Source organism: Paractinoplanes polyasparticus, from assembly GCF_019710575.1.
Classification (GTDB): Bacteria; Actinomycetota; Actinomycetes; order Mycobacteriales; family Micromonosporaceae; genus Actinoplanes; species Actinoplanes polyasparticus.
The window spans coordinates 38,098-58,357 of the sequence record NZ_JAHWFK010000056.1 but is presented as its reverse complement, the minus strand read 5'-3'; the positions used below and the strand labels follow the sequence as shown (position 1 = coordinate 58,357).

Here is a 20,260-nt window from a genome sequence, read left to right as displayed (position 1 = left end):
ATGCAACCGAATGCGGCCCTGGCTCGTCTTGCTGCTCATGAAACGGACAGGGGCCTCGTATGACACGTGGTGACGACGACTTCGTCGCTTTCGCCCGGGCGAGCTCGGTGCGTCTGCAACGTGCGGCGTACCTGTTGACCGGCGATGGTCATCAGGCGGAAGAGGCGGCCCAGGCCACCCTGGTCCGGGTGTACGCCGCCTGGGGGAGCGTCCGGCGCAAGGACCCCTACGCGTACGCCCGCCAGGTGCTCACCAATCTGGTCATCGACCAGTGGCGCCGCCCGATGCGGGAGTACGCGACCGAGACCATGCCCGAACAGCCGGCGCCGCACGACATCGCCGACGTCGTGGCGAAACGGCGCTGGCTGATCGGTGCGTTGCAGGCGTTGTCGCCCCGGGAACGGGCGGTGATCGTGCTGCGGCATTTCTTCGACGCCAGCGAGGCGGAGGTGGCCCGTGAGCTCGACCTGTCGGCGGGCACGGTGAAGAGCCTCAACTCACGAGCCTTGGCGAAACTGCGCATCACGGCCGGCTCCGTGCCGCCGTTGCGCCTCGAGACAGAAACCGGAGCAGGGCTATGACGCAGCTGGAAGAACTGAAGGACGCGATGCACTCGCCGCCGGACTTCGCGCCTGCTCCCTTGGACCTGGCGCAGGTGATGACCGTCGGTGGCCGGATGCGCCGTCGCCGCCGGTACGTCGTCGGCGGCGTGTCCGCGCTCACGGTGACCGCTCTGCTGATCGGTGGCAACCAGCTGGCCGGTCTGGGCGGCCCAGCCGGCGGGCTCCCGGCAGCCGGCCCGTCGGCGCCGATGCCGTCGACCGTCAACTCCTCGGCCCCCGGCGTCCTCGGCACGGTCGTCGAAACCGGTCGGGAAGCCGGTGGACGTCAATGGATCATCTATGTCGAGACGACCGCCCCGGACGATCTGGACAGCACCCTCACGCTGGTTCTCGGGCGCACGAAGACCGTCACCATCGACGACTTCCGCATCGAGATCGTCAGCAGCGACCCGGGCGCGGGCCGGATGCGGCCGGGCTTCCACGCGGTCGAGGCCGGGCGCCTGCTCGACGGCCGCACCACGCCCACGTTCGGCTACTACGTCGGCGACGCCACCAGGATCACTGCTCGTGACGCCACTACCGGCCGGACCGTCGAAGCGCACCGGACGGCATGGCAGGGTTTCGCCCCGGCGGACCAGATGCAGATCTTCTGGTTCGACTTCGCTCAGGGGCAGCCGCCGGCGAAGCTGACCGGTCTGACCGCCTACGACAAGGACGGCACCCGATTGTCCTCCGGCGGCTGACGCGGCTGCCGGTAGGCTGCCGCGATGGATCGACTGGAGTCGCTCTCGACGAAGTCCGGGTGGGTCGAGGATCCCGTGGCCGCACCGCATCTGGTTCTGCGGGAGGGGATCGACGAAACGCAGGACGCGGCGTTGGTCACCGTGCGGGGGCGTGCGGTGCTGGCGATGCCGGCCGCGGACGGCGACTCCGGTCTGGTCAAGGCCGTCGACCTGTCCACCGGCACGGTGCTGCCTGATCGTTCATTGTTGCGACGCGCACGGCACGAGGTCCTGGCAGTGGGCGCCGGGCGCCTCCTGGCGACGCTGGGCCAGCAGGACGGCGCCGTCGTCGTCCGCGACGCGGTCACGGGCGCGCCGGTCGGCGTGCCGATCCGGCAGGCGAACCCGATCAGGTCGCTGGCACTCGCCCTGGTCGACGGGCAGCCGTTGGTGATCACGACGGGATCCGGCCTGGCGGTCTGGGACGTGGCGACGGGCGCGCTGATCGTCCGGCACGAACGCATCAACGGCCGGCACTTCGCGACGTACCGGGGCCGGCTCCTGCTGATGGCGGAGGAGTCGGCCCGATCGCTTCAGCTGTACGACGTGCTGACCGGCGAGCCGCTCGGGCACCCGGTTCCGTGCGACTTCTGCATGAGCGTCTACCGGCTGACGGCGGTCGAGCACGACGGCCGGCTGCTCGTCGCGTTCCTCGACTCGCACCACGACACCAAGGTGACGCTGTGGGATCCGATCGCCGGCGTCGAGCTTCACACGGCCCCGCCCGGCGACGACGTCCGGGAGATCGATCTCGCGACGTCGGACGGGCGGCCGCTGTTGCTCGTCGCCCGATCCGCCGGGTCCGGATCGCCGCCGACGCTGTGGGATCCGGTCACCGGGCGACAGGTGCTCCCGGACTTCTTCGCCGGGTACGAGGGTGACTGCCGGCAGGTCGCGTTGGCGAGCTTAGACGACGGGTTCGCCGCGGTCACGGTCGACGGCGGATCGGCGGAGCTGTGGGTGTCCTCATCGGACGGCCGGCGCCGCACGGCACTGGCCGGTGACGCGGTGTGGCGAGCCGAGCTCGGCCTGGTCGATGGCAGCCCCACCGTCGCCGTGGGCGGCCCCGACGCAAGCCTGCGCCTGTTCGACGTGCGGACGGGACAGGAGTTCAGCAGTCCGTTCTACGGCGGGCCGGTGAGCTCCCGGATCCTGGGCACCCTGAATCGGGCCGGCCGCGCCCTCGCCGTTCTGAGCGGGCGGCCCATGCGCCTGTGGGACGTCGGAGCCGGTGTTCCGGTGGCTCAGCTGAACCGGTCCGCCGACGGGATCATCCGTTCCGCGGCGGGCGAGCTGGACGGGCGGACCGTGATCGCCCTCGTGTCCGGCACCGGCCTCGACGTCTGGGATCCCGGCGCCGATGCGGTGGTCTGCCGGATCCCGCTGGAGCACGTCATGGCCGACGGCCCGGGGTCGCGCGACGTGATTTTCACCGAGATCGAGGGTTGTACGGCGGTGGCCGTGGCGACTGCCCGCACAGTCCACGCGTGGGACGCCGCCACGGGCGAACCACTGGGCCGGCCGTACCGGGGCGTCGGCAAGTCCATCTCGGCGCTGACCGCGGGCCGGATCGGCGACCGCCCGGTGCTCGCCGTCAGCGGCCACGACCAGCAGGTGCACGTGTTCGACCCGGCCACCGGCGACGCCGTCGTGCCACCCCTGGCCGGCCACTCCCAGCGGGTCACGGCGCTGGCTCTCGGCGTCGCGGACGGTCGCACCGTGGTCGCCTCGGGCGGCTATGACAACACCGTACGAGTGTGGGATGTCGCCACCGGCGCATCCGCCGGTGGGCCGTGGAGCGGACACAGCGAGGTCATCAGCGCGGTGCGGGTGACCGAGTGGAACGGCGAACCCGTTGTGGTGTCCCACACGCGCAGCGATCCGCCGCGCATGTGGCGGTTGCGTGCCCCCGCCGGCGACAGCGGACACACCGATGCCGTCCGCGCCGTTGCCGCCGGGCGGTGGGCGGGCCGGCCGGTGTTCGCCTCGGGCAGCGCCGACCGGACCGTGCGCCTGTGGGACGCGGCCACCGGGCGCTCGTTCGGCCCGGCGCTCACCGATCATTCCTCCGCGGTCACGCACGTCACGTTCGCCGGTCCGGACCGCGACATCCTCGTCACGGCCGATGAGGTCGGTGACGTGTTGCGCTGGCAGGTTCGCGCCGGTGCCCCGCACAGCGAGCCGCTGGCCCGGCTGGGCGCCGGAGTCAGCGGGCTCGGTACGGCCGACGTCGGCGGCCGCCCGGTAGTGGGGGCCGGCACCGCGGACGGAGTTCTGCGTGTCTGGGACGCCGTGACGAGCGAACCTCAGGCCGAACTGCGTACCGGCGCCCCCACGGGTCGCACGGACCTGGGCGTGCTCGACGGGCGTCTGGTCGCCTTGACGATCGCCCGCGACGGTTCCGATGACGACTCGGCGCTGACCCTGTGGGACGCGCTCACCGGCAAGCCGTTGTACGGGCCCATGACCGTGCCGGAGGAGTCGGACACCCTGGGTACTCTGGCGACAGTGGACGGACGGCTCGTGGTCGTCCAGGGCCTCGACGCCTTCGAAAGCGGAAGTTTGTACCACCCGGCGGAAGCCGCGGACGTGCGAGTGATCGACGTCGCCACGCGCACGGTGCTGAGACGGTACCGGCCGAAGCGGGGATGGAGTCAGCACGCAACCGTCGCCCGCGCCGCCACCCGCACCGTGGTGCTGGTGGCGGCGGACGACTCGGTCGCCGTCATCGACCCGTACCAAGAGGGCGGTCCCGCCATCAAGGACTTCGAGTACACCGGGCACGGCGCCTACGTCACCTGCTCGGCCGCCACCGAGATCGACGGTCGCATGATCGTCGCTTCCGGCGACAGCGGCAACGGCCTGCACTTCTGGAACCTGGACACCGGCGAGCGCTTCCGCTGACCGCGAAGGCGTCCCGTCACCGTAGCTTTCGGAAGAACGTGCGGACGTCGTCAACCAGCAGCTCGGGCGCTTCCAGGGCGAGGAAGTGCCCGCCCTTGCCGAGTTCGGTCCAGTGCACGATGTGGTGGTCACGCTCGGCCCACGGCCGGATCGCGAGGTCCTGACCGGACACGAGGACGCCGGTGGGCACGGTCCCGCGCCGGCCGGCGCTGCTCGGTGCGCTCGCGGAGAACTCCTCGTAGTAGATCTGGGCGGCGGAGACGGCGGTGCCGGTCAGCCAGTAGATCGAGACGTCGGTGAGGATGCGGTCGCGGTCGATGCTGTCCTCCGGCAGCCCCTCCTCCGGATCGGTGAGCTCCTTGAACTTCTCCACGATCCAGGCGAGCTGCCCGACCGGGGAATCGGTCAGGCCGTACCCGACCGTCTGCGGGCGTTTGCTGTTGCAGCGCAGGTAGCCGTCGTTGGAGTCCTGCATGCGCTGCCACCGCTGCTGGTCGACCTCGCTGAGGCCGTCCATCTCGCCGTCGGCGCCGACCGGGATGGTGACCATCGCGGTGAGGTGGACGCCGATGACCCGCTCCGGGTCCTGCTCGCCCAGCTTGGGGCCGATCCACGCGCCCCAGTCGTAGCCCTGTACGCCGTACCGGTCGTACCCGAGCCGGGCCATCAGCGCCACCAGGATCCCGGCCACCCGGGTCGCATTCATCCCCGGCCCGGCCAGCGGGGTGGAGAACCCGAATCCCGGCAGCGACGGGATCACCAGATGAAAGGCGTCGGCGGGGTCGCCGCCGTGGCTACGGGGATCGGTCAGCGGCCCGATGACGTCGAGGAAGTCCACCACCCCGCCGGGCCAGCCGTGCAACAGGACCAGCGGCTTGGCCTCCGGCTCGGGCGAGGGCACGTGCAGGAAGTGCACGTTCTGCCCGTCGATGGTGGTCAGGCCCTGCGGGTACTGGTTGAGCGCCGCTTCCTGGACCCGCCAGTCGTAGCCGGTGCGCCAGTAGTCAGCGACCTCCCGCAGGTATCCGACGGGAACTCCGCGGCTCCAGCCGACCCCGGGCAGCTCGTCCGGCCACCGGGTGTTGGCCAGACGGGCCTTCAGGTCGTCGAGCTGCGCCTGCGGAATGTCGATACGGAACGGGCGGACGTCCGATTGGCTGTTCGTCATGCGAGCGACGCTAAAACCCCTTCAGGCCAATTCCTGTCCGGATGCCGGTGCTCCGGCTGCGCAAGAACCGTCAACCGGTGGCCGGACCTGATTGGTAGCGTCCAATCGTGTCGTCGCCCACCCGCGAACTGCTGCAACTCCTCGCCGTCGTCAACTCCCGGCTGAGTGAGGACGTCTCGCTGCCCGCCCTGGCTCGGTGGGCCAACCGATCGCGTTTCGATCTGCACCGCCGGTTCCGGCGGCTGACGGGTCAGACGCCGAAGGCCTACACGACGCGGGTACGGCTGGCCCGGGCCGCGGGCGAACTGGTGACCGGCGACCGCCGGGTGTCGGTGATCGCGTTCGACCACGGCTTCGGCAGTCACGAGGTCTTCACCCGTACGTTCACCCGCCACCTCGGCCGCAGCCCGCAGAGCTACCGCGCCCGCGGGCTGACCGTTCCCGGGCGGAACATCGCCGCCGTACACGCCTCGACGGTGACGTCGGCGGCACCCTGCGTCAGCCTCTATCGCATCAGCATCACCGAGAGGAAAACCGCTGTGCCCCTGGACATCTCGGTTCGTGACCTGCCCACCGTCCACGCCCTGGTGATACGCCGCCGGGTCACGCGCGACGAGATCGCGACCGCGCTCGCCGAGTGCCTGCCCGCGGTGTTCGACTACGCCCAGCGGCAGGGCCTGGCGATCGCCGGGCCGCCGTTCGCCCGCTACCCGGAGGTGGGGATGGGGTCGCTCGTCATGGAGAGCGGCATAACCGTCGCCGAGCCGCCGTCGGCCGTCCTCGCGGACGGGATCGAGGCGATCGTCATCCCCGCGGGTCGCGCCGTGGTCACCATCCATCGTGGACCTTACGACGGCCTGCCCGAGTCCTACCAGCAGATCGAGAAGTGGATGCGCGACCAGGGACTGTCCGCGGCCGGAGCGCCCCGGGAGACGTACCTGACCGATCCGGGGGACCACCCGGACCCGGCGACGTGGGAGACCGAGATCGTCCAGCCTGTGTGAGGTGAGGTGTCGCCGACCGGCGGGGTGCCGGCCGGCGACATCGAGATGGTCAGGGATTGACCCGGTCGAGGCTTCTGGGGTCGTCGGGCGCCTGGTGCTGGGCGTACAGACCGCTTCGGGCCACCCGTCGCCACGGGCGTGCGTAGTTCTCGGTGCTCAGGTCGAGCTCCGTCGTGGCGATGGCGGGCACGGGTTCCGGTGGGCAGCGGGTGAGCCAGTCGCCGTTGGGGCCGACGACGCCGGACGGGGCGTTCGGAGCGTCCTGAGCCGTGCCGGCGTAGCTGACCCAGTAGCTGCTGGCCGCGGCCAGCGCCTGCGCCTGCAGGGCGAACGGGCCGTTGTTGACGGCCGTCCCCGGGCCATGGGTCGAGAACAGGACGCAGTCGACATCGAGGCGCTCGTACTCTCCGAAGATCTCGGGAAAGGCCGCCTCCATGCCGAGCGAACAGCCGAGACGTACGCCGTCGACGGTGAACGTGACCGGCTCCGAGCCGGGGGTGTACAGGTGGCTGACCTTGGTGTTGGACAGCATCCGCTCGTCGTACCGGGTGGCGATCGTGCCGCTGTCCGAGATGACGTACAGGCTGAGGTGCGGGCGGCGTGGCGCGGTCAGCCGGTGGACCGAGCCCAGGACGGTCCACAGCCGCAGTTCGCCGGCGAGCTCCGTGATCGCCCGGAGCTCGCCGGCCAGGGTTGCCCAGTCGGCCCGGCTCCAGTCGGCCGGGCCGATGTTCTGCGGACCGGTTGCTGACATGACCCTCTTGTCGGGACAGGTCAGCGCGCCCTCGGGCAGGTGCAGCAGCCGGGCCCCGGCTGCGTGGGCTTCGTGCATGAGGCGACGGATCTGCTCGCCGCTGTCGCGCAGGGCCGCCGTGTCACCGGGGTCGGGAGCGACGGTCAGTTGAGCGACGGACAGTCGCAGGGCAGTGTTCTTCGGCATCGATTCTCCTGGCGGAGTCGCGCGGAAGTGCCGCAACGCAGCGGTGTAGGACTCGCCGGTCTTGGCGGCGCGGGCACGCACCCGGCGCTTGAAGTTCCTGTTGGCTGTCATCGGCCCTCCGCAGTCCCGTGCGTCGATCCCCCGCGCGACCAAGACGTCCGAGACAACGAACGAGGACAGCGACCCGAGATGAGAATCCCTTTGCCTCTGACAAGGACCGCGCGTCGGGGACGGTCACCGGAGGTTGGGCGTGGGCCACGCCACCGACGACGTTACCAGTGCCTCATCCGTTCCGGGGGAGGCCCCTGTCGCCGGTCGCCGCACACTGATGCGCGCGACGCGACCGGACACGAGGAGAGGCGGTGGCGATGCCTGCGACATCGAACCCGTACGTCCTGCTGGCCGCGGCCCTCGCCGCCGGGGTCGCCGGCGGCGCGGGCACCGTGCTGGTGTGGGAGCTGGTGAACGATCCCGAGACTGTCGCCGCGGCCGCCCCCGTCTGCGCCGTGGAGCAGGTCGCGCAGCGGGCCCTCCCGTCGGTGGTCACGATCAACGCCGGAGGTCCGCAGGGCGACGGCGTCGGAAAGCCCGTCGCCGGCCGCGGCGCCCCTGACGGTCGCCGACTCCGGTCAGCTGCGCGTCGGGCAGCCCGTCGTGGCGCTCGGCTCCCCGCTCGGGCTGACCTCGACCGTGACCAGCGGAATCGTCAGCGCCGCCGATCGCTACGTGAAGGTGCCGGGCGAGGGGACGCCGGCGGCCCACCTCATCGGAGCCATCCAGACCGACGCCGCCATCAACCCGGGCAACAGCGGCGGCGCGCTCGTCGACTGCGACGCCCGGCTGATCGGCATCAACACCGCCGGCGCCTCCCCTTCGGGCGATCCCGGCAGCAGCGGCCTCGGCTTCGCCATCCCGACCGCCCTGATGCAACCCATCGCCGCCGAGCTCGCCCAGGACGGCGCCGTGGCCCACCCCACGCTCGGACGGCAGGTGCAAGGAATCCCGGCCGGCTTGTTCGTCCAGGCGGTCCGCCCCGACGGGCCGGCCGCGCGGGCCGGACTGCGGGCCGGCGACCTCCTCATCGACATCGACGGCGAGCCCGTACGGACACCGGAGGATCTGGTGAAGGCCGAACTCGCCGCCCAGGTCGGCCAGAAGATGCGCATCACCTACGAGCGGTCCGGCGCCCGGTCGACCGCCGAGGTGACCGCCGAACGCATAGCAGCCGCGCCGCGACGCTAGCCGTCAGCGGCGCAGGACGGCGAAGGCGGTCGCGTCGGCCTGCTCGACGACGCTGAACCGGAAGTCGCCGGTGATCGGCAACCGGTCGCCCGCTCCGATGACCGTGGGGAACGTGATCAGGCGGTACTCGTCGATCAGGTCGGCCGTGGCCAGGGCACGCACCAGGGACAGGCTGCCGATCACGATGACGTCGCGCCGGGTGCGCTCGCCGGTCACCCAGGCCAGCGGGTCGCCCACGATGACAGCCGAGTTGGCCCAGCGGGTGGAGTCCATGGGCGTACGCGTGGCAATGCGCTTCGGCACGGTGTTCATGAGTTTTGCGTAGCCGGTGTCGCGGCTCGGCCAGAGCTGGGCGAAGTGCTCCCAGGTGCGCCGGCCGTAGAGCTGCACACCCTGCTCCATGCGCCCGCCCAGGCGGAACTTGTCGCCGCTGACGGGTCCGGCCCCGTACTTGAAGGCCCAGCCGCCGTGGCCGGTGCCCCAGCGTCCGTCGGGGTCCGAGACGACGCCGTCGAGCGTGGTGAACTGAATGACGATGACCTCACCCATGGGGGAGTCCCTTCCTGTGGTGGCTTGTCGTCTGTTACTTACCGGCGAACAGCGGCAAACTCATCGGCGTGGAGCTGCAGGGCTATCGCGGCGAATTGCTCGCGCACTGCTACCGGATGGTCGGTTCCGTCGACGAGGCGGAGGACCTGGTGCAGGAGACGTTGCTGCGCGCCTGGCAGGCGGCCGACCGGTACGACGCGGAGAAGGCCTCACTGCGTACGTGGCTGCATCGCATCGCGACGAACGTGTGCCTGACCGCGCTGGAGGGCCGGGCCCGCAGACCGTTGCCGAGCGGGCTGGGGGCGGCCGGGGATGACCCGTACGCGGCGCTGACCCCCAGTCCCGAGGTGCCGTGGTTGCAGCCGTTTCCCGATGCGCGGCTGGGTGATCCGGCCGACGCGGTGCAGCAGCGGGCGGGGCTGCGGCTGGCTTTCGTGGCGGCGCTGCAGTTGTTGCCGGCTCGGCAGCGGGCCGAGGACGTGGAGCTCGAGATGCCGCCGGTCAACCTCTGGCTGGCCGGGCGGGACCACTACGCCGAGTTCCTGCGCCGGGTCTTCGAGATGCGCGGGACGGGCTGGCGCCTGCGTCCCGTACGGGCCAACGGCGGCCCGGCACTGGCGGCGTACACGCCGTCGGGCGCGCACTCCATCCAGCTCTTCGCCGTGCGTGACGGCCTGATCCGAAGCTGTGTGACGTTCGTCGACCCGGAGTTGTTCCGGCTCTTCGCCTGACGTCGCGCAACCTTTGGTTGCGCTAGCCGGGCCTGCGCGCTACTGTCTGATGCAACCAAAGGTTGCTATTGGAGGTGCGGCATGGAGATCGGATCCATCGAGCGCGAGATCTACATCGAGGCCTCACCCACCGTGGTGTTCGAGGTCGTCAGCGACCCCCGGCACGTCAGCCGGTGGTGGCCCGACGAGGCCCGCTACGAGCCCGTGCCCGGGTCCACCGGCGAGATCAGCTTCGGCGGCGACAAGGTGGAGGCGTTCACCGTCCTCGAGGTGCGACCGCCCCGCACCTTCACGTTCCGCTGGACGCAGCCGCCCGGCGAGCCCGCGACGGCCGAGAACTCGCTGCTCGTCACCTTCGAGCTGGTCCCATCGGGCGACGGCACACTGCTCAAGCTGACCGAGACCGGCTACCGCGACGAGGAAGCGCGCAGGGACCACGTGAACGGCTGGGACTACTTCCTGCCGCGGGTCGCCCCGTACGTCGCCACCCTGACGGTCCGCCCGTGACGACCGCGGTCGACGACGACCTCTGGTCGGCGATCGGCGACCCCACGCGCCGCCGCCTGCTCGACCTGCTGCTGGCCGGCGGCCCCGGCACCGCCACCACCCTCAGCCACCATCTGCCGGTCACCCGGCAGGCAGTCGCCAAGCACCTCGGCGTCCTCGACCGGGTCGGCCTCGTCCGTGCGGCCCCCACCGGCCGCGAGAAGCGCTACCAGGTCGACGACACCCAACTCGAACGCGCGGTGACCCAGCTGGCCGCGGTCGGCGCCGAATGGGACGCCCGCCTGCGCCGCATCAAGCGGATCGCCGAGACCATCCAGACCGAAAGGAACAACAATGCCTGACATCCTGCACCGCATCGGCGTCAAGGACGCGACCCCGAACCAGGTCTACGAGGTTCTGACCACTGTGGACGGCCTGGCCGCGTGGTGGACCGCCGACACCAAGGAGGCCGGCGGCGTACTCCAGTTCCGCTTCCCCCCGGTCGGCGGCTTCGACATGGAGGTCCTCGAGACCCGCCCCGCCGAACACGTCCGCTGGCGCGTGGCCGACGGCCCCGAGGAATGGATCGGCACCACCATCGACTTCGAGCTGCGCCAGGACGGCGACTACACGATCGTCCTGTTCGAACACCAGGGCTGGCGCGAGCCCGTCGAGTTTATGAGCCATTGCAGCACGAAGTGGGCGTCCTACCTGCTGAGCCTGAAGTCCCTGGTCGAAACCGGCCGCGGCGCCCCCGCGCCCGACGACGTGCAGATCAGCGACTGGCACTGAGTCAGCCGTCTCCCTGCGCCGGCCCGCTGATCTGCAGACGCCGGTCCACGGCCGCGGCGAACGGGTCGGCCCGGCCGGCGCTGATGCCCCGTGCCCAAGGACGCAGGGCGGTCAGGAAACCGGCGAGATCCTGCTGAACCGCGCCCAGAAGGTTCGGCAGGGTGTCGCGCGGGATGTCGATGTGTGGCTCGTCCGGGTCGAAGGTCGGCCCGGACGGAAGTTGACCGGCGTCCTTCCACACCCGGACCACCGCCCCTCGATCGGGGAACCGCGACATGGAAGTCGGTCTTCTCGACCGGCCAGAACGGGCAGTGAGTGGACCACCGCTCCAGCACCGGCGTCACCGTGATCATCGAATGAGGCTAATGGGCCGAGGGCGATGCCTGCGACCGCATTCGACTGCCCCGCCGAACTCATCGCAGCGCCGCTGCGAGGTCGGCGGCGATCTCGAAGTTCGGTGCCGCCCTCGCGGTCTCGTCCGCGTTCAGCGTGATGTGCTCGACGCGGGCCAGCATCTCCGTTGCGGTTTCCCGGTCGTTCAGCGCCATCGCCAGTTCCGCGCGGTACACCAGAACCTCCAGGTGTGTGACGGGGTCGTCGTCGGCCCGCGGGCGAGCCAACGCGCTGTCGAGAATGCGGACGGCCTGGCCGGCGTCACCCTTGGAGTCGGCCAGCACGACGGCGTTCGCCAGTGCTTTGGCGAGTCGTCCGGCGGGCGCGGGCGCCGGCGTGGGCGCCGTGGCGGGCTTCTGGAAGACGCGGATCCAGTTGCCGCCCGGGTCGATGACGCTGAACCCGCCCAGCCCGTCGGCGTTCTTTCGAGTCCTGGGCCGGGTCATCCGCGGCACTCCGGACACCAGGATCTTGCCGTACGCGGCCCGCATGCCGGCCGCGAAAGCCCGGTGCAGTTCCGTGATGTCCGGGGTGATCACGAGACAGGAGCCGTAGGACTGCTCCGGATCGAACCCGGCGATCTCGAAGAACTGCAGGTGCAGGCCTTCCCGTTGCAGTCCCGCGCAGGGATAGGGTTTGCGCTGCTTGTAGGTGGTGCTGAAGCCGAGAACCTCGTAGAAGGCGATGACGTCGTCGATCGACGGGCAGGGCAGCAGGGGAACGGCAACCTCGTTGGTCATGGCTCCTTCCTAGGCGTCGCGGACGGTCCGTCGCACATGGAAATAGCCGATCATCGCCTCGTCCCCTCCGATCGGCCGATGTGAGGGGCACTGGCGTCTGGCAGCTCGGCGGCCACGGTTCCCAGCAGGGCCAAGGCTTGGGCCGAGGCGCTGCCGGGCTCGGCCTGGTAGACGATGAGCTGCTGGCCGCCCGCGCCGTCGACGGTGAGCGAGTCGTACGTGAGGGTCAGCTCGCCGACCTCGTGATGGTGCAGCCGCTTCGCCTCGTGAGACTTTCCCCGTACGTCGTGCCGGGCCCACAGGCGGCGGAACTCGCGACTTCTCGCGGCGAGGTCGTCGACCAGTCCGGTTTCGTCGAGCCCGCCGGACGCGGCGCGCAACGCGCCCAGACTCGACTGCGCGATCTGCTCCCACTCGGGATAGAAGGAACGGGCGTGGGGGCTGAGGAAGACGAACCGTACGAGGTTGGGCTCGTCCTGCTCGAACACCCGGGCGAACAGGGCGCGCCCGAGTGCGTTGGCGCCCAGCACGTCCATCCGGCGGTTGACGATCAGAGCGGGCGTGTGCAGCCAGCCCTGCATCAGGCGCAGCAGGCTGGGCCGGACGGTCTCGCGTACGGTCCGGTCGACGCGACCGCGGTCGGCGTGGCCGCGGTCTACGCGACTGCGGTCGGCGCGGGCCAGCCGGTGCAGGTGCGCCGTCTCCTCGGGATCGAGCCGCAGGGTGCGGGCCAGCGCGTCCAGCACCTGGCCCGAGGGGTGCTGCTCGCGGCCCTGCTCCAGCCGGGTGTAGTAGTCGGTGCTGACGCCGGACAACTGGGCCACCTCTTCGCGCCGCAGGCCCGGGGTGCGGCGCCGGCCCGACGAGGTCACCCCGGCCTGTTCCGGGCTGGTCAGCTCGCGCCGGGCCCGCAGGAAAGCGCCGAGCGGAGGGGTGCCGTCCATGATTCCAACCTAACCTGGGTGTGACTCACCCTGCCTGGCCGCGTCCGGAACGCGGAAGGTGGATCTCATGGAATCCACTCCCAAGGTCGTTCTGGTCACGGGTGCGAGCAGTGGCATCGGCGAGGCCGTCGCGCTGCGCCTGGCCGGCGAGGGGCATCACGTGGTCGCGGGCGCCCGCCGCCACGACCGCCTCGCCGCGCTGGCCGGTCAGAACAACAACATTCGCGTACGACATCTCGACGTGACCGATCGGGCCGATGTCACGGCCTTCGTCGCCAGTGCGGTGGCCGAGTTCGGCCGGGCCGACGTGCTGATCAACAACGCGGGCCTCATGCCCCTGTCGAGGCTCGACGCGCTGCTGGTCGACGAGTGGGACCGCATGCTGGACGTCAACGTGCGCGGCCTGCTGCACGGCATCGCGGCCGCGCTGCCGGTCTTCCAGCGTCAGGGCAGCGGCCACCTGATCACCGTCGCCTCGGTCGGCGCGCACGAGGTCGTGCCGACCTCCGCGGTGTACTCGGCGACGAAGTTCGCGGCCTGGGCTATCACCGAGGGTCTGCGCCTCGAGTCCGACCCCAGCCTGCGCGTCACCACGATCACCCCCGGCGTCGTCGAGTCGGAGCTGGCCGAGACGATCAGCGACCCGATCGCCCGCGACGCGATGAAGGAGTACCGCCGCAACTCGATCCCACCGGACGCCGTCGCCCGCGCGATCAGTTTCGCCATCAACCAGCCGCCGGACGTCGATGTCAACGAGATCATCGTCCGCCCGACCCGCCAGCGAGGCTGAGATGCCCGACAACCCGTACGTCGGCATGTGGGTGACCGCCGACAACCACATCCGCCAGGAACTGCTGCCCAACGGCCGGTACGACGAGGCCCGCGGCCGCCGATCCAGCGCCTACACCGGCCGCTACGAGGTGACCGGCGCCGACATCTACTACTGGGACGACACAGGCTTCACCGCCGACGGCCACTTCGAAGGCGACATCCTGCACCACGGCGGCTACGTCTTCTACCGCGAAGGCAGCCCGGCTCACCGAGCTTCAGGACTGCAGCGCTGACTCGATGCCGTCGGTCATCCGGGAGAACTCGACCGCCAGGTCGACGCCGTAACGGTCGGCGAGCACGAGGACCGACCACAGGCAGTCGGCGAGTTCATGGCCGAGCCGAGCGCGGGCGTCGGGAATCTCCCGGCGCCCGTCGACGGCCATGACCAGTTTGGCCAGATCGCCGACGTCTCCCACGAAGCCCAGCGCCAGATCCCCGGTGTGGCGGATGGTGGCACATCGGTGGCCTTGTTCGAATCATCTTAGTCATTAAGATAATCGCATGGGCATATCGACCGACTTCTCGGTGGCAATCTCCGGCGCGGGCCTCTCCGGCCTCTGCCTGGCCCAGTACCTGATGCGCGCCGGCATCGACGTGCACGTCTACGAGCGGGACCCGGGGCCCTTCGTCCGGCAGCAGGGCTATCGGATCATCCTCGACCGGTACGGGCTGGAAGCGCTGCGTGAGAGCCTGCCCCGCCCGCTGTACCGCCTGGCGCTGGCCACCGGCGACGAGCCCGGCGGGCACCTGCGCTTCACCGACAGCCGGCTGCGGAACGCCTTCACCATCAATTTCAAGATCGAGCCGAACGCGACCCGCCAGGTCGACCGGCTGACCCTGCGGTCGATCCTGATGTGCGGGCTGGACGGGCGCATCCACTACGGCAAGGCCGCCGTCGCGGTGGACAACGGCGGCCCGGCCGGGCTGCGGCTGCGGTTCGCCGATGGCGGGGCCGTCGCGGCGACCGTGGTCGTGGGCGCGGACGGCGTCGGCTCGGACCTGCGCGCGCAGCTCATGCCGGACGCGGGACCGGCGAACACTCCGATGGCGGGCGTCTACGGCCGGTCGCCCCTGCGGCAGAACGGCGAGAGCATCATCCCGGACGCGTTGCGTACCAGCGGGGTTCTGGCCATCGCGGACAGCCCGGGCCGCGCGTTCTTCTTCACCTCCATGCGGTTCGGCGAGAGCCCGCGCGAGGCGTTCGCACGCATGGCCCCGGGCAGCTATGCGCCCACCGGCGACGACTACGTCATGTGGGGGCTGCTGTTGCGGCGGGAGGAGGTGCCCGCCGGCGTCCGCGGGAACCTGCTGGCGCTGCGGGAGCTGGCCGCCCGGATGAGCACGGACTTCCACCCGCTCATCCGGCGGCTGGTCGAGTCGGCGGAGCTGGACGCCACGGTACTCAACCTCTTCGTCACCGGCCGGCGCCCGCAGCGATGGGCGGTGCCCCGGGCGACGATGATGGGCGATGCCGTACACGCCATGCCGCCGTTCGGCGCTCACGGCGGCAACACCGCGCTTCGCGACGCCGCCCTGCTCGGCGAGAGGCTTGTTGAAGCGCGGGCGGGCGGCATGTCCGTGGAGGAGGCCATCGCCGGCTACCAGGACGAGATGGTGCCCTACGCCTTCCACGCCGTCGACACCGCCGCCGGGCTGATGCGCCGCCTCACCGGGGGCGCGGCGGCGCCGCACTGGGTGCTGACGCGCGTGCTACCTCGGCTCCACCGGGTCACCGTGCCGGAGGCATGATTGCGGGCATGTCCGACGAGCCGGCCCGTACGCCCGCGATCGCCGACCTCATGCGTGCCGGGCGGGAGACCTCGCGGCTGGCCATGGTGTTCCGGTACGCCATCGCGGACCGCCTCGGTCTCACCGTGAGCGACCTGGAGTGCCTGGACTTCCTGGCGGACGCCGGATCCGCCACCGCGGGCCAGGTCGCCGAGCGGACCAACCTCACCACCGGGGCCGTGACCAGCATGCTCCGCCGGCTCCAGCAGGCCGGCTACGTCACAGCCGAACGCGACCCGGCCGACCGGCGGAGGGTGATCGTCACCCTGCGGCCGGAACGGATCGCCGAGCTGGAGCGACCGTACGAGCGGTTCGCCCAGCGGGCGGGGCGGCTCATCGAGGGCTACAGCGCCGAGGAAGTCGCGCTGCTGGTCAGGCACTACGACCGCATGCAGGGGATGTACCTCGCCGAACTGGACCGCCTCCGCAGCGGTCGCACCGTGCAGCGCTCCGCCTGAGCCGGCCGCGGAGGTCGCCGGGGTGAACGGTCTAGCGCTTCAGCAGCACGTCGAAGACGGTCGTGAAGAAGGCGGCGAACGAGTCCTCCGAGTGGGCGGCCCGCGCGCCGAGCAGCGCGCCTTCCCACGCGTTGAGCACGAAGCGGGCGGTAACCGCGGGGTCGAGACCGGGCGCGGCGGCCCCCTCGCGCTGGGCCTGAGCGATCGCGGAGGTGATCAGCGCGGCCCACTGGTCGAAACCGTCGGCCACATACCCGCGGATCAACTCGCTGTGGTCGGCTGCCTCGGCCGCGAAGTTGCCGAAGAGGCAGCCGCGCCGGTAGCCGGGTTCCCGCACCGCGTCGGCCAGCAGTTCGAAGTGCGCCCGCAGCCGGGTCAGCGGAGTCTTCACCGCCATGCTGGCGCGCTACCCCGGCTACCGCTACGGCACGACGCTCGCGTGGGTAGGAGCAAAAGCGATCAGGGCGATGCGGGACGGTACGGAGGTCCGGGCGGCCGCCGCCGGGGCGTGGTTGAGCGCCTGAGGCTGTGCCGGGCGGGAGCGGAAGAGCTTACGCACTCCTTACGACCCGCTCCGATGTTCAACTGCTCCCTGCCGCGGTGCCGTACCGGACGACGAATGCACTGTTCGTTCGTCGAAGGTAGGGCAGACATGCGTAGGAGAACTGGCATCGCCGTGGCCGTGGGCCTGCTGTTGACGGCCGGTGGCGTGTCCACGGGAATCGCCTCAGCGCATGAGAACCCGGCCGCCGAGCACACCAGCAACGGCGCGGCGGTCAAGCGCGGCGGGATGGTCTTCGTCCAGTCGAACGACCCGCGACGCAACTCGATCCTGGCCTTCCGGCGTGCGGTGGACGGCAAGCTGACGGCGGCGGGGGAGTACCCCACCGGGGGTCGTGGCGGCGCCCAGAAGGACAACCCGTTCGACCCTCTCGCGTCGCAGGACTCCCTGGTCTTCGACCGCCGGAGCAACGTGCTGATCGCGGTGAACGCCGGCAGCAATTCGGTCACCACCTTCCGCGTACGAGACGGCAAGCTCACCCACCCGCGCACGGTCAGCTCCGGCGGCGACTTCCCGGTCAGCATCGCCGTGTCCGGCCGGACCGTGTACGTCCTCAACGCCGGCGGCGCCACGAAGGTGACCGGCTTCCGGCTGGGCCATGACGGGCTGCGCCCGATTGCCCGCTCCGCCCGGAAACTGGGCATCACCAACGCCGCCGTGCCGCTGTTCACCGACTCCCCGCCGCAGGTGGGCTTCAGTCCCGACGGCCGGCACCTGCTGGTCACCACGAAGAGCGGGAACACGATCGAGGTCTTCGCGGTGGCCCCCGACGGCAGGCTGTCCGCCAAGCCGGTGACGACCAGGTCGACCGGGGACGTGCCGTTCTCGTTCGTCTTCGACCGGGCCGGCCATCTGCTGGTCACCGAGGCCGCCAAGTCCGGGGTCACCTCGTACCGGCTGCGCCGGAACGGAACTCTCGACGTCATCACGCCGTCGGTGGAGTCGGGCCAGCAGGTGCTGTGCTGGATCGCCCGCGCCGGAAAGTTCTTCTACGGCACCAATCCGGGCAGCTCCACCATCAGCCTCTACACCGTCGACGGCCGGGGCAAGGTCACCCTCGGCGGCAAGGACGGCGTGATCGCCGCCGCCGGCGGCCCGAAGGCAGTCGCGGAGGTAGCCGCCGCGGCGGCGGCCACTGTGGACGATCCGATCGCCGAACCGGCCCGGGCGCCGGGGGCGGGTCCGATCGATCTGGCTGCCACCGCTGACGGCGCGTTGCTGTACGTGCAGAACACGCTCGCGGGCACCATCGAGGGGTTCCGGGTCGGCCCGAACGGCGAGCTCACTCTCGTGGAAACCGAGAACGCAGGCCTCCCCGTCTTCGCCGACGGATCCGGCATGGAGGGCCTGGTCGTCTGGTAGGTCCCCAAAGCAGGCGAGGTACGCGCGCGGGCTTCATCCCCCCGCATGTCCGCCGCGTGCCTCGCCGTGTCTCCCTGAGGTGGCTGCGGGGAGTTCTTACCAACCGCTTACCCCAGTACCTCGAACCCGTCTGCCACGTCGCACCACCCGTACCCGCGAGTGGCGAGGCTCCACCGGAGCCACCCCCGCACCGACGAGCCACAAGGAGTGAAGCGTGCGAACCACACCACGCCGACGAGGGCGAATGCACACACCCACCGCACGGATCGCCATGGCCGTGGCGGTCGTCGCCGCATCCGGGGCCCTGACGGCCACCTTCGTCTCGAGCGGAGGCAAGGGCGCCGCTGACGCGGCCACGGAACTGAACCAGTTCGTCGCCATCGACAAGGTCCGGCCCAACGTGAAGAACCCTACGCCGGGCGCGCAGGCGTCGAAGGGGTCCTTCACCGTGGACTGCGGCACCAACGGCAACGGCAAGTTCAGCCCGGACAACCCGGTAGCGCAGCCTGGCATCAAGAACGGCGCCGAGCACCTCCACGACTTCATCGGCAACCTGGCCATCACCACGAACTCGTCCAACGCCGACCTGGACGCCTCCGGCACCACCTGCCGCAACGGCGACAAGTCCTCGTACTTCTGGCCCGTCGTCCGCATCGACAAGACCGTCCGGTCCGGGGCCGAGGCCCAGCGCGCCCTCGCCGCGACAACCCCGAGGGTGACGTGCCCCAGCGTGCGCGACCGGCTGCCCGCCGTACCGGCGGCGGCGAAGCGTGCCGTCGACAGCCGGCTGGCCGCCCTCGACCGCGGATACGCCGCAGCCAACGAGCGGATGGCAGCGGGCAAGGGCCGCGTCGATGCCCGTCTCAACTCGGCTGTCCTGGCCGAGCTGCGGCAGCAGCGCGCCGAACTGATCAAGGGCATCAGCGACGGCATCGCCGCTGCCGGCGGCGGACGTACCTCCGGCATGGTCTCGCTCGTGGAATGCGACACCAACTACGACGGCATGCACGCCGGGATGCGGCACACCGCCGCCGGCCTGAAGGCCGGCCTGGCCGCCTCCTCGCAGATCCAGTGTCCGACCGTGCGTGACAAGCTGCCCGGCGTGCCCGCCCGAGCCGTCGACGAGGTCAACCGCAACCTCGCCGAGCTCGACCGGCAACTGTCCGAGGCCAACGAGCGCCTGGTCACCACCCGCGGACAGGGCGGCAAGAACTTCGTCGACAACGCCATCCTCGGTCCGCTGAAGGCCAAGCGAACCGCCGTCCTCGACCGCATCGGCATCGCCATCTCCCGTGGCGCCGCCCGCCCGCAGGGACTCGAGGCGCTGGCCGGCTGCACGGTGACCGGCCAGCCCTCGGACGGCGGAGCGGCCGCCCCCAGCGCTCCAGCGGCGCTGCCCGACCCGCAGGGTCCGGACCTAGAGCTGCCGAACAACACCGGCGGTATCGTGCGGCCCGCATCGGTACTGATCGAGTACCGCGGCAACGCCACCAGCAAGGTCGTACCCATGCCGAAGTTCCTGCGGGCGCTCACCGGCGACGCCAAGCCGACCAGCCGTGGCCCGGCCAACGCCCGCGCCACGTGGACCTGCTCCGGCTTCACCGATCGCCTCGCCGACAAGTACCCGATCTGCCCGGCCGGCAGTCAGGTGCAGCGCGTGCAGGACTTCCCCGGCTGCTGGGACGGCAAGAACATCGACAGCACGAACCATCGCGACCACCTGGCCTTCGCCGACGCGGCCACCGGCGCCTGCAAGCAGGGCTTCGTGGCCATCCCGCAGCTGCGCATCACCATCTCGTACGACATCCCCCGCGACGTGCAGACCAAGGGTCAGTTCGCGCTGGACTCGTTCCCCGAGGAAGACCACAACCCGTTCTCCGACCACAACGACTTCATCAACGTCAACTCGGACCGGACCATGCAGAAGATCGCCACCTGCATCAACAAGGGCAAGACCTGCCGCTGACCGGAACCGCGTCCGCCGTGCCGCCGATCGGCGGTACGGCGCGACCGGTGCGGAA

The 20,260-nt window shown here is 70.8% G+C and carries 23 protein-coding genes; 15 read left to right on the top strand and 8 right to left on the bottom strand.

Translation table 11 applies throughout. From position 1 onward, the window contains the following. Positions 1-59: 59 nt before the first annotated feature. From KXC43_RS42220 to KXC43_RS42210, 3 genes are read left to right on the top strand one after another with little or no spacing between them, the layout of a single operon-like run. Positions 60-581: a SigE family RNA polymerase sigma factor gene (locus KXC43_RS42220; protein WP_221381895.1), complete on the top strand. Its 522-nt coding sequence runs from the start codon at positions 60-62 to the stop codon at positions 579-581. Beyond that, positions 578-1,306 carry a hypothetical protein gene (locus KXC43_RS42215; protein WP_221381894.1) on the top strand — a complete coding sequence of 243 codons (729 nt, stop codon included), beginning with the start codon at positions 578-580 and terminating at the stop codon, positions 1,304-1,306. The genes KXC43_RS42220 and KXC43_RS42215 overlap by 4 nt, the downstream gene beginning before the upstream one ends. A 24-nt stretch (positions 1,307-1,330) precedes the next feature. Beyond that, on the top strand, positions 1,331-4,249 hold the full coding sequence (locus KXC43_RS42210; RefSeq protein ID WP_221381893.1) for a WD40 repeat domain-containing protein: 2,919 nt from the start codon (positions 1,331-1,333) through the stop codon (positions 4,247-4,249). A gap of 16 nt (positions 4,250-4,265) precedes the next feature. On the opposite strand, the gene KXC43_RS42205 is transcribed toward KXC43_RS42210, so the two are convergent. Beyond that, positions 4,266-5,417, bottom strand: coding sequence for an epoxide hydrolase family protein (locus KXC43_RS42205; RefSeq protein WP_221381892.1), 1,152 nt, complete (start codon positions 5,415-5,417; stop codon positions 4,266-4,268). Between the two features lie 107 nt (positions 5,418-5,524). Between KXC43_RS42205 and KXC43_RS42200 the strand changes: the two genes are divergently transcribed. Continuing rightward, the gene (locus tag KXC43_RS42200) at positions 5,525-6,421 is read left to right on the top strand and encodes a helix-turn-helix domain-containing protein (protein WP_221381891.1); all 897 of its coding nucleotides are present in this window, start codon (positions 5,525-5,527) and stop codon (positions 6,419-6,421) included. A gap of 49 nt (positions 6,422-6,470) precedes the next feature. Here KXC43_RS42200 and KXC43_RS42195 read toward each other — a convergent pair whose 3' ends face one another. Then, the gene (locus KXC43_RS42195; protein WP_221381890.1) at positions 6,471-7,472 is read right to left on the bottom strand and encodes a carbon-nitrogen hydrolase family protein; all 1,002 of its coding nucleotides are present in this window, start codon (positions 7,470-7,472) and stop codon (positions 6,471-6,473) included. 357 nt (positions 7,473-7,829) lie between these two features. Here KXC43_RS42195 and KXC43_RS42190 point away from each other — a divergent pair, with 357 nt between their 5' ends. Continuing rightward, positions 7,830-8,603 (top strand): S1C family serine protease, encoded by a 774-nt coding sequence (locus tag KXC43_RS42190; protein WP_308129513.1) that lies wholly within the window; start codon positions 7,830-7,832, stop codon positions 8,601-8,603. A 3-nt stretch (positions 8,604-8,606) separates the two neighbouring features. Here the strand turns inward: KXC43_RS42190 and KXC43_RS42185 are convergent, their stop codons facing one another. Beyond that, on the bottom strand, positions 8,607-9,152 hold the full coding sequence (locus KXC43_RS42185) for a dihydrofolate reductase family protein (RefSeq protein WP_221381888.1): 546 nt from the start codon (positions 9,150-9,152) through the stop codon (positions 8,607-8,609). Positions 9,153-9,220: 68 nt separating this feature from the next. On the opposite strand from KXC43_RS42185, the gene KXC43_RS52475 reads away from it, so the two are divergent. The 4 genes from KXC43_RS52475 (at position 9,221) to KXC43_RS42165 (ending at position 11,161) form a co-directional block, all read left to right on the top strand. Next, a complete protein-coding gene (locus KXC43_RS52475; protein WP_221381887.1) occupies positions 9,221-9,883 on the top strand; it encodes a sigma-70 family RNA polymerase sigma factor in 663 nt (220 codons plus the stop codon). Positions 9,884-9,964: 81 nt separating this feature from the next. Further along, positions 9,965-10,390, top strand: coding sequence for an SRPBCC family protein (locus tag KXC43_RS42175; protein WP_221381886.1), 426 nt, complete (start codon positions 9,965-9,967; stop codon positions 10,388-10,390). Then, on the top strand, positions 10,387-10,731 hold the full coding sequence (locus tag KXC43_RS42170) for an ArsR/SmtB family transcription factor (protein ID WP_221381885.1): 345 nt from the start codon (positions 10,387-10,389) through the stop codon (positions 10,729-10,731). The genes KXC43_RS42175 and KXC43_RS42170 overlap by 4 nt, the downstream gene beginning before the upstream one ends. Beyond that, the gene (locus KXC43_RS42165; protein WP_221381884.1) at positions 10,724-11,161 is read left to right on the top strand and encodes an SRPBCC family protein; all 438 of its coding nucleotides are present in this window, start codon (positions 10,724-10,726) and stop codon (positions 11,159-11,161) included. The genes KXC43_RS42170 and KXC43_RS42165 overlap by 8 nt, the downstream gene beginning before the upstream one ends. Before the next feature lies 1 nt (position 11,162). Here the strand turns inward: KXC43_RS42165 and KXC43_RS42160 are convergent, their stop codons facing one another. From KXC43_RS42160 to KXC43_RS42150, 3 genes are all read right to left on the bottom strand, one after another. Next, positions 11,163-11,438: a hypothetical protein gene (locus tag KXC43_RS42160; protein ID WP_221381883.1), complete on the bottom strand. Its 276-nt coding sequence runs from the start codon at positions 11,436-11,438 to the stop codon at positions 11,163-11,165. Positions 11,439-11,574: 136 nt separating this feature from the next. Continuing rightward, positions 11,575-12,294 (bottom strand): DUF8817 family protein, encoded by a 720-nt coding sequence (locus tag KXC43_RS42155; protein WP_221381882.1) that lies wholly within the window; start codon positions 12,292-12,294, stop codon positions 11,575-11,577. Between the two features lie 50 nt (positions 12,295-12,344). Beyond that, complete coding sequence (locus tag KXC43_RS42150; protein ID WP_221381881.1) at positions 12,345-13,238, bottom strand: helix-turn-helix transcriptional regulator; 894 nt, start codon at positions 13,236-13,238, stop codon at positions 12,345-12,347. Positions 13,239-13,305: 67 nt separating this feature from the next. On the opposite strand from KXC43_RS42150, the gene KXC43_RS42145 reads away from it, so the two are divergent. Both KXC43_RS42145 and KXC43_RS42140 read left to right on the top strand, forming a co-directional pair. Continuing rightward, positions 13,306-14,028 (top strand): SDR family oxidoreductase, encoded by a 723-nt coding sequence (locus tag KXC43_RS42145; protein WP_221381880.1) that lies wholly within the window; start codon positions 13,306-13,308, stop codon positions 14,026-14,028. A 1-nt stretch (position 14,029) separates the two neighbouring features. Then, positions 14,030-14,302, top strand: a complete 273-nt coding sequence (locus tag KXC43_RS42140) for an Atu4866 domain-containing protein (RefSeq protein ID WP_255645757.1) — start codon at positions 14,030-14,032, stop codon at positions 14,300-14,302. Here the strand turns inward: KXC43_RS42140 and KXC43_RS42135 are convergent. Beyond that, positions 14,285-14,485 carry a nucleoside triphosphate pyrophosphohydrolase family protein gene (locus tag KXC43_RS42135; RefSeq protein ID WP_255645756.1) on the bottom strand — a complete coding sequence of 67 codons (201 nt, stop codon included), beginning with the start codon at positions 14,483-14,485 and terminating at the stop codon, positions 14,285-14,287. The two genes, KXC43_RS42140 and KXC43_RS42135, sit on opposite strands and share 18 nt — an antisense overlap. A gap of 85 nt (positions 14,486-14,570) precedes the next feature. On the opposite strand from KXC43_RS42135, the gene KXC43_RS42130 reads away from it, so the two are divergent. Then, on the top strand, positions 14,571-15,818 hold the full coding sequence (locus KXC43_RS42130; protein WP_221381878.1) for an FAD-dependent oxidoreductase: 1,248 nt from the start codon (positions 14,571-14,573) through the stop codon (positions 15,816-15,818). An 8-nt stretch (positions 15,819-15,826) separates the two neighbouring features. After that, positions 15,827-16,315, top strand: coding sequence for a MarR family transcriptional regulator (locus KXC43_RS42125; RefSeq protein WP_255645755.1), 489 nt, complete (start codon positions 15,827-15,829; stop codon positions 16,313-16,315). Positions 16,316-16,346: 31 nt separating this feature from the next. On the opposite strand, the gene KXC43_RS42120 is transcribed toward KXC43_RS42125, so the two are convergent. After that, entirely contained in the window at positions 16,347-16,712 is a 366-nt protein-coding gene (locus KXC43_RS42120; RefSeq protein WP_221381876.1) for a TetR family transcriptional regulator C-terminal domain-containing protein, read from the bottom strand. 255 nt (positions 16,713-16,967) lie between these two features. Between KXC43_RS42120 and KXC43_RS42115 the strand changes: the two genes are divergently transcribed. Further along, positions 16,968-18,239, top strand: coding sequence for a lactonase family protein (locus KXC43_RS42115; RefSeq protein WP_221381875.1), 1,272 nt, complete (start codon positions 16,968-16,970; stop codon positions 18,237-18,239). Positions 18,240-18,483: 244 nt separating this feature from the next. Then, positions 18,484-20,205, top strand: coding sequence for a DUF1996 domain-containing protein (locus KXC43_RS42110; RefSeq protein ID WP_221381874.1), 1,722 nt, complete (start codon positions 18,484-18,486; stop codon positions 20,203-20,205). Positions 20,206-20,260: the final 55 nt, after the last annotated feature.